The following is a 9,467-nucleotide window of genomic DNA, read 5'->3' as shown; positions in this document are numbered from 1 at the left end:
TACACCAATTATTAATTATTAATTATTAATTATTAATTCCAGCCAACTATATACACTCGCCCCCAGGGTGCGCGATCAGCCATCGGAAACACCAGCACCACTCGCACACAGACCATGCCTTGGCAGCGAAACGCCCAGAGACCCAGCGAACAGAGGAAAAACCAGCCAACCCCATACACCAATTATTAATTATTAATTATTAATTATTAATTCCAGCCAACTATATACACCCGCCCCATAGGACCCAAACACCAGCACCACTCGCACACAGCTCTGCCCTTTGCACGGTACGGCTACAAGACTGGTAGGGGCGGGTGCTTGTAGGGGCGGGTGCAAGATCCGCTATCGGAAACACCAGCACCACTCGCACACAGACCATAGGACCCAAACACCAGCACGACTAGCACACAGCTCGAGTCTGATCGCCCGCCCCCAGCTTCACTTTAGCGCCTGCTGGTTTCCCGACAATTTCACCGCGTAACATTCGCCCCGCCGCTTCGAGTAATTGTTCTTCTAGGTAAGGCTTAGTAAAATAGCCTCTCGCGCCTAATTGATAAGCCATCTGGCGGTGTCTGTCAGCGCCCCTAGAAGTTAACATAGCAATAGGTAGACCTTCGAGTTGTGGGTCTTTCTGCATTCGCGAGAGAAGTTCCAAGCCGTCCATACGGGGCATTTCAATATCGCAGAAGACGATATCACAGGGTAAGCCAGATTTAAGTTTTTCCCAGGCTTCCTTACCGTCGCGGGCTTCTTCAACCCGATAGCCGGATTTTTCAAAGGTCATAGACAACAACGATCGCACTGTAATCGAATCATCAACAATCAGCACAGTCGGCTCAGTTTTAGAGGCGGGAGCATCTATGGGTTCACTGGGGAGATTATCATCCCCTATCATGGTATTATCAGTTCGGCGTACCCGATCAGTAGCCAGGTCAATTAATTCTAAAACATCGGCGATCGCCACAATTTGACCATCCCCCAAAACAGTCGCCCCGGCGATACCAATAGGTTTAGGTACCGGACCTTCAAGCTGTTTAATTACGATTTCCTGTTCTACCAAAACCTGATCAACTTGAACAGCCAGATAATTAAGCGCCGCCCGTAGTACAATCACAGAAATCATATCCTCTTCGATATTCGCACCATAAACACCGCCGCGACCCAAATGGCGTTTATAGGTAAGTAATTCCCGCAGGTGGCGGAAAGGCAGCACCGAACCCCGCCATTCTAGGGTCTGTTTACCGTCTGATCCTGTTTTAATTTGCTCACGAGGCACATCGATCATATCCTCCACCCCATCCATAGGGAAAGCAATCCGAGCCCGATCGCTAATACAACAAAGCGCCCGGGAGATACTCATATTGAGTGGGAGGCGGATCGTAAAGGTAGTTCCCTCTCCCAATACCGAATCGGTAGTAATATTGCCTCGAATTTCCGCCAAATTCGTCCGCACCACATCCATACCAACCCCTCTACCTGCAATATCACCCGCCTGATCCTGGGTAGTAAAACCCGGCAGGAAAAGCAAATTGTATGTATCATGGTCTGGCAGATTTGAAGCGGATTCCAGGGTCAATAAACCCTTCTGTATAGCTTTTTCCTTAACCCGATTCACATTAATTCCCGCCCCATCATCAGAAACCGATAACACCGTTTGGTTGCCTTGGTGGAAAACCTTAATGGTAATCTGACCCGTGGGCGACTTACCCGCCGCCTTACGGACTTCTGGGGATTCGATACCGTGAGCGATCGCATTATTTACCAAGTGAGTGAGAGGGTCGCGCAATTTACCCAAAAGCATTTTATCTATGAGGGTATCTCGACCTTCCACCACCAATTCCGCCTGTTTACCACACTTAATCGACAGATCCCGCACCGGACGTTTCAGGCCATCGGTTGCCCCGGCGAACTGTTCCATTCTCGCTTTATTCAAGCCTTCCTGTAACTGATTAGTTACTTGGCGCAGTTGGCGACTCACCTGATCTGCTTCTTCCACCAAGAATTCAATATCAGCGGCCGACTCTCGCACCCGCACCACCAACTCAATAATTTCTTGAGAGAGTGTGTGGAAGGGGGTAAAGCGATCGAGTTCTGTGGAGTCAAAAGTGTTAGGATCTGATCTAGTCGGGTGTTCATCACCACCGCCATGATAACTTCCGTGGAAAGAAGCTGATTTTTGCCGATTAGACAATAGGGAAATTTCCAGCAGTGATCGCTCATAGAAATCCTGCATCCGCTGACCCACATCACTTAGCAGCGACACCTGATCCAGCAGGTTATCTAAAAACTGTCGCATCCTTTCTTGGTCTTGTTCCAGGCTATTGCGGTTAACCACCAGTTCCCCAATCAGGTTACTGAGATTATCCAATTCTTTCACCGGAACTTTAGCGATCGGATCAAACTTAGTAGTTTGAGATTTTTGATAAGACGGGCTATATTGGGCGGCTATGGGTTCTTCCAGCAGTTCAGCCAACTCCTTGAACTCATCATCCTCACAGTAGCGATCCCTCTGTTCTTCCCAGGTACTCGATTGCGCCCGGCTCGGTGCTGTTTCACCCAAAAGGCGATCGAGATCAGATAGCACCCCATCATCAGCATTATCATCATCAGTCGTATTTTGATCATCCGTAGACCCTAGCAAATCATCCAGGAGACTCAAATCATCTTCCCAATCACTATCTAACCCCACATCTGGAGTCGTGGTTATGTTGTCAGTTGTCTGCGACGGGGCTGGTAATGGTGTGCTTTCAGTTTTCGGTGCGTTACCCAGTTGGTCGGTTTTCCCAGTGTTTTTTTTGCTACCCAAGCTAACGCACTCTACGGTTTCCTCCGTGTCGCTACTACCAAACAAATCATCAAAATCAAACAAATCTGCAGTTCTATCATCCCACTTCGACTCAGGTGGCGTTTGAACCTGTTTGTCCTCAGCAATAGTGTCTACACTAGAGGTTAATTTGCCATTGTTGTTATCCTCACGGGCTAACACCTCAAACCAATCAAGATCCTCATCAGTCCCCCCATCTTGATTATCACTCTCCCAAGGATCCGGGGTATCTAATGATTGACCAATCCCTGTTGAACTTTCAGGCGCGACAGTTGTTTCCTGTTCCTCATCATCAAGTTCCAACAACTGTTGGATAAAATTATCCGGGTCATCATTACTACTTTTCTTGACAGGTTTAGAATCGGCTGGAGAATTTTCTGGGGTCGGTCGATCGCTTGATTCTAGTTCTTCTAACAGGAGGCTAGTTAAATCGTCATCATCATCAGAAACCGGCTTAAAGTTGCTTTCATTAGACGGCGGTTCATTGCTAAAAAAGCTGTCAAAATCTTCTGTATCACTGTTCAAGTCGGAAAGTTTATCAGCTTCTTCGAGCAGCCTTTCCTCTTCCCAAGCATCTTCAATACCGCCCCCATGACGATCAACCACCTCAAACAGATCCGCCAAACTTTTCAACTCTTCCGGTTGCATTTGCGGCCCTGGGGGGTGGCCGCTGTGTTCTTTTTCCATCTCCACAGAATCAACCAATGGGAAATCATCTAGTATTGATTCTGATGTCTTCTCCGGTTCCAAATCAATCTCATCAGTTTCTTCTACTTCCGAGTTCGTAGTTAAATCTAATTCCGACCAAAATTCATCATCAGCCGTTAAAATTCCCTTACCATTCCCATTCCCATTATCTACAGGAGGCAGTAATTTTGATAACTCCGAATCTACAACTATTTCACTTTCTCTATTACTTAGCACTAAATACTGAGCCTGTTTCATGCCAGTAATCACCACAGGAGCCAGAGTTTTATAGCTATTTGCCCCATAAGCGATCGCCTTTTCTACAGTGTCTAAAAATTGCACCCAGTGCATTTTATCAAAAGTTTCTCCACCCCTAGCCAATTCCCGACAAATTTCAATTAAGCGGTTTCTATTGGCGGTATTATCCGACTTTTTAAACAAATCCAGCATTTCCCGCAACCGTGAAGTTACATCACCACAAAAGAAAAGTTCTTCCGCACTATTGATCGCCTTAACTGTCACTTTCGGAGCAACCTTCACCGCCACAGGAGCCTGAGCCGGGGCTGTTTTCGGGACGCTAGTAGCACCTTCCGCCACTACACCATTTAGTTCCGATAGGTTTTTTAAATTATAGTTTAGTGCTTCAAAAACCGGCTCAACTTCCGTTAACAGGCTTTGGGAAGTTTCCTCTGTCAGTCCATAGGGACCCGACAGATTATCTATTAAAGCTTGCAGGGTATCAAATACTCGTAAAAATAGCGATTCTAGTTGTTGATCAACCTCAATATGAGATTGTTCCGTTATTTTTTCCAACGCTTTAAAGTTATCTTCCAGGCGATGGGCACTTTTTTGGATACTATGAAGACCGAGCATAGCTGCTCCCCCTTTCACCGAGTGAGCCGCCCGATACACCTCATATAATAGTTCTCGGTCTTCAATGGTACTTTGCAGATTCAGCAAGCCCTGTTCTATGGTATTGAGGTGGTCTCTCGCCTCCTCAATAAAGTAACCCATTATCCGTTGTTGTTGTTCTGGTTCCATGGCTTTTTAATAGTATAAATAAATGGACAATATTATTTTTTTAAAACTCAGACACTTACTCAGAAAATCACATTTTACGAGGGTTCATTAATCTTTGACTAGGAACTTTGGCTATTAACGTTCCGAAGGATCTACTCGGAACCTTTCCACCGAAGTTAGCAGATCTCGTGCTACTCCTACCAGGTTACTGAGGGCGCTGGCGACCCTTTGGGCTTCTTGGGATGTATCTTGGGCGCTTAGTTCTACCGCCTGCATTACTTCAGCCACCGCCCTAGCTGTTTCGTTTTGCTCAACCGTATCAGCCGTAATTGATCGCACCAAAACATCAATACGATTGGTTACTTGGATGATATCATCAAGCGATCGCTTCGCTTGTTCCGCCAGACGGGTCCCCTCAATTACTTGCTGGTTTCCTTCCTCCATTGCCATCATTACAGAACTGGTTTGGCTTTGGATCTGCATTACAATTTGTTCAATTTCCTTGAGGGACTTAGCCGACTTATCCGCCAGTTGTCGCACCTCATCAGCCACAATAGCAAAACCACGGCCTGCTTCTCCCGCCCTAGCCGCCTCAATACTAGCATTCAAAGCCAGTAAGTTAGTCCGCGAAGCAATATTAGAAATGATTGCGACAATTTTCGAGATTTCCTGAGAAGATTCAGCCAAACGCTTAACATCTCGCGTCGTTTCTGCCACTGTTTCCCTAATTTTCAAGATACCAGCCACAGTCATTTCTACCGCTTCACCACCCTTAGTTGCTACAGCCGCCGCCGTCCTGGCTACTTCCTCAGCTTCCTTGGCGCTATCTGCTACCCGTTGAATAGCATCAGTCAGCAGTTGCACCGAATTAAGAGTCGCGGCCAATTCCTCCGCTTGTCGCAAAGCATCCCCAGCCACATCTTTGGCAAAACTCGCACTATCCGTCGCTCCACGACTCACCTGACGAGCCGCTTGTTTCACCTGAACCACAATTTCCCGCAGGTTCTGAATTGTCAGGTTAAACGAGTCTGCTACCGCCCCCAGCACGTCTGCAGTCACCTCAGCGCTCACAGTCAAATCTCCTCGCGCCGCCCCTTCCACATCATCTAGGAGTCTAATCACTTGGCGCTGGAGGTTTTCCTTAGCCTCCTCCTGTTCTTCCGCCTTCCGTTGAGCTTCCCTGGTGGTGCTTTCAATGAACTGAGCCATGTAGTTAAATTTAGCGCACATTTGCCCCAGTTCATCTTCCGCGTAGACATTCACACGGGCATTAAGGTTTCCTCGTGCGATCGCATCAAACTGTTTTTGCAGGTCGCCAGTCGCCTTCTCTAGCTGTTGGCTGGTAATACGGCCCATAGCAAAAGCCGTCCCAAAACTACTAGCCCCAGCCACAATAGTCATCAACCAACCTGAGCGGCGTAGATAGTTAACCACTTCCCCTTGATAACTACTAGCAGCAACCTTAGTAGCAATATTAGTAGCCACAGCCACAGCAATCAAAGTTACTAACCCACTCCCCAATGCTATATAAAAAGACTTAGATCTGAGCGGCTTATTTTCCAGGAAGGCAAATGAGCCCTGTTCTACCGAAATATTAGTATCAACCGAGTCTTCTGATAGGTTAGAAAATGCCGTGATCGCCTCCCTTTCTGTGGGAGTATTGAACACATCATCCTCGTAGATCGCCGAGCTATCGTTATCTGGGATACTGCTAGACCTTCCCAGGAAATTACTATCGAGGTCATCATCATCCAAGTCAGCGCTATCGGGCATAAAAGCATATCCCGCCGCATCTGGAATCCCAAAACCCTCTACATCATCAAACTCTTCAAAATCCTCTAAAAATTCGTTGACTTGAGAACCAGAGGTTTGATTTGTCTTGTTGTGGGCGATCGCACCATTAGCCGTCCCATTGCTTACAGTTGACTCTTCCAGGCTATCGAGGTCAAACGTATCCGGGATATCATCCAGTTCAAACTCATCAGATACTGAATCATCAACCTGGTCAAACTCATCCAGATTTAAATCAGAGAAATTTTCTTCTTCCTCATCTAAATTATTATTTGGGGTCTTATTCAGGCTGATCTGATCAGGTTTCACCAATCCTTTTCCGTTACCATTACCGTTAGTTTCTGCCACAGTTTGATGCCTAGCATCAGCCATATCTTCTAGGGGAGAAAAAATATCATCCTCCTCTAGTTCCAGTTCTCCGATATCCAGTTCATCCTGCACATCGCCCAAATCCGGCGGTTTAATTTCAAGGGCAACATGATCAACTATCGTTTCATTAGTTATCGGCTCATCAGTTAAAGGTAGATCTGTCAGGCTGAAATCGTCACCCAAATCATCCCAACTGTCTTGATGTTCTTGAGTCACCCCAGGGGTATTTGTCGCGGGGGAGTCTTTATGGGGAGCATCGATTAAATCTTCCTCAAACAGTTCTTCTGGTAGTTGTTCAAGGGAGCCACTCATGGGGTCTTCTGGATCTAATCCTTCCGTCAACACCAGTTCATCCTCTTCGTCCATCACAAAGGGATCTGATGTTTCTAGGTCAAAATTCAAGTCAGGGTCTTCTTCTTCCTCGTCAGTTTCTTGCCCCTGAGCAAAGGGGTTATTTAACGGGTTGGTTAGGTCCGGGTCTACCTCATCATCTAGGTCGAAGTTGGAATCATCTACCAGGGGATTAGCTTCTAATTCTAGGGGATTAAAGTTATCTTCTTCTAAGGCAAATTCATCTTCTAGAGAGTCATTTAGTTCTTCACCCCCTACACTGGCTTTACCATTCAAGTTTTCCGGCTCTAGTTCATCTGCAGATATATCAAAATCACCCAGAACATCGTCGATCGCCTCTAAGTTTTCCTCTGTTCCTTCCTCAAATTCGAGGTTACTTAGTTCATCTAAATCATCCAAGGCTGACGATATATCTATTTCTTCCATGCCCATATCTTCGTCATCATACAAATCCAGAGCATCATCCAGGGTTTCTATAGTTGCCGAGGGTTTTTGGGGATATTTCCCTAGTTGTTGGGATGCTGCCGTTAATTCTTCCAACTCATCTAATTGTTCATCGATCGCATTTAGATCTAGTTCTTCTTCCAAATCAAGATCGAGGGAACCATTAGCATCATCACCTACCGAGCTCAAATCCTCTAGGATAGTTTCTTGAGCATCATCAAACTCATCATCCAAGCTAATATCTCCCAAAGACGAACCGGTCTCCGAGTCCTCGCAGAATTGACTAGCTTCTGTCAAGTAGTCTTCCGCCTGTTGTACCAATTCCGGGTCATCCGTAAGGCCGAGGACCACCTCATATTGTTCCCGTGCCACATCGTATTGTTGTAAACCGTAGTAAATGTGACCACACAGGAGGCGAGCGAATGGGTCTTCCGGGTAGTCTTCCACTAATTTATAGACTAAAGTAGCCGCCTCGTCCAATTTTCCATCTGTGTAGGCTGCCTCAGTTTTTTGGTACTCCTGCAGATATTCTGCACTTGCTGTCATTGGCCATTCCCCTTACGACTCTATAAAGTTACCGCAAAAATTACATTTAAAACTTCAAACAACTGTATTAGCTTAGTTAGTATCTTGATTACTGCTTCTCGGGTAAATGAAGGCAATATGATGATCACAACCTCCTCAATTGTAATCATCCTGGGAAAAAAGTAGTTATCTTGGACTTATTCAGATATGGGCTCTGGGTTCTAGTGCCTTTATATAGCTTATTTATACTGCCCACCGAGCCGATCGCAAAACGGCAATTTGGTCTAACAGGCGCAAAGGTTTATCTGGTGAATCCTCCAGAACCCACTCCCCTTTTATATAGGGAGCCATGCTATCGGGAACCTGAACTGGCGTTCTCATTTTTTCTATGGGTAGCCAGTCCATAGCCGTCAGATTGTTTATCGACTCTACTGCTAAACCCAACATAGTATCTTGGTCTTCTACGGCAATTACGGGAATTTCCGTGCGATCGGTGTTTAATTGCATTGTATCTCCCAAAAACTGTCCTAGATCAGCCACCCAAACCACTCGTCCCCTCAAGTTGAGAGTCCCCAACAGTAGGGATGATACATTGGGAATGGGAGTAATGCGGTCAATTGATTGAGATAGGACTTCTTTGATACCCATAGCGGGCAAGGCAAATTCGGCACCCGATGCCACAAAAAAACGCAGATGCAACTCACCCTCTGGGGTTTCTAGCTCCTGAAACTCGGAGCCGTCTGCACCTTGACCCGTGAGAAAATCGGGACTTCCAACCATTACCCCTCACCTACCCCCTTAATAGCTGTTTAACCGTCCCTACCAGTTCAGTCGGCTGAAATGGTTTGGCGATATAAGCATCTGCCCCCTGTTTCATGCCCCAATATCGATCGAACTCCTCTCCCTTGGAAGAACACATCACAATGGCAATTTTTTGAGTTTTCGGATCAGACTTGAGACGGCGACACAGTTCATAGCCATTCATGCGAGGCATTACAATATCCAACACCACTAGATCGGGAGAGATTTGTTGAACTTGTTCTAGTGCCTCTACACCGTCGCTTGCTACCGCGACTTTTAAGCCACTTTCTCTCAGGAGATTTGAGATCATCTCCCGTTGTGTCACACTGTCTTCTACAACCATAATTGTATTCATACTATCTTGCTGAGTTGCTGGGTTCTAAGTTAACTGAGGCAGGGCGCGGAGGGACTGGGGCATTTCCAATATAATTCGGCCAACCCTCAGCTCCGAGACATTCCAGTTAGAGGCCACTGGCTTGATTGCAACCGCGATATTCCACCCGCAGAGTTGAGTTGCTCAAATCCTTAATGCGAATGGATTTCATCTCAAGTATACCTAAGTTCGCTACGGATTGATTACACTTTGGCTAGACCGAATGAGACTGATACATTTACGCGACATTTATCCGGCTATTGCCTGACAATGCGACGATAG

At 46.3% G+C, this 9,467-nt stretch carries 4 protein-coding genes; all 4 read right to left on the bottom strand.

What is annotated here, in order from left to right; translation table 11 throughout:
* Positions 1–400: 400 nt before the first annotated feature.
* Positions 401–4,552 carry a hybrid sensor histidine kinase/response regulator gene (locus tag P5674_RS21190; RefSeq protein WP_006617202.1) on the bottom strand — a complete coding sequence of 1,384 codons (4,152 nt, stop codon included), beginning with the start codon at positions 4,550–4,552 and terminating at the stop codon, positions 401–403.
* A gap of 114 nt (positions 4,553–4,666) precedes the next feature.
* The gene (locus P5674_RS21185) at positions 4,667–8,032 is read right to left on the bottom strand and encodes a methyl-accepting chemotaxis protein (protein ID WP_006617201.1); all 3,366 of its coding nucleotides are present in this window, start codon (positions 8,030–8,032) and stop codon (positions 4,667–4,669) included.
* Between the two features lie 222 nt (positions 8,033–8,254).
* Positions 8,255–8,791 (bottom strand): chemotaxis protein CheW, encoded by a 537-nt coding sequence (locus P5674_RS21180; protein WP_006617200.1) that lies wholly within the window; start codon positions 8,789–8,791, stop codon positions 8,255–8,257.
* A 10-nt stretch (positions 8,792–8,801) separates the two neighbouring features.
* Positions 8,802–9,167: a response regulator transcription factor gene (locus P5674_RS21175; protein ID WP_006617199.1), complete on the bottom strand. Its 366-nt coding sequence runs from the start codon at positions 9,165–9,167 to the stop codon at positions 8,802–8,804.
* Positions 9,168–9,467 lie beyond the last annotated feature (300 nt).

Source organism: Limnospira sp. PMC 289.06 (genome assembly GCF_032350395.1).
Lineage (GTDB): Bacteria > Cyanobacteriota > Cyanobacteriia > Cyanobacteriales > Microcoleaceae > Limnospira > Limnospira platensis.
Note: the sequence above shows the minus strand (reverse complement) of the source record. Positions and strands in the feature narration are given on the sequence as shown.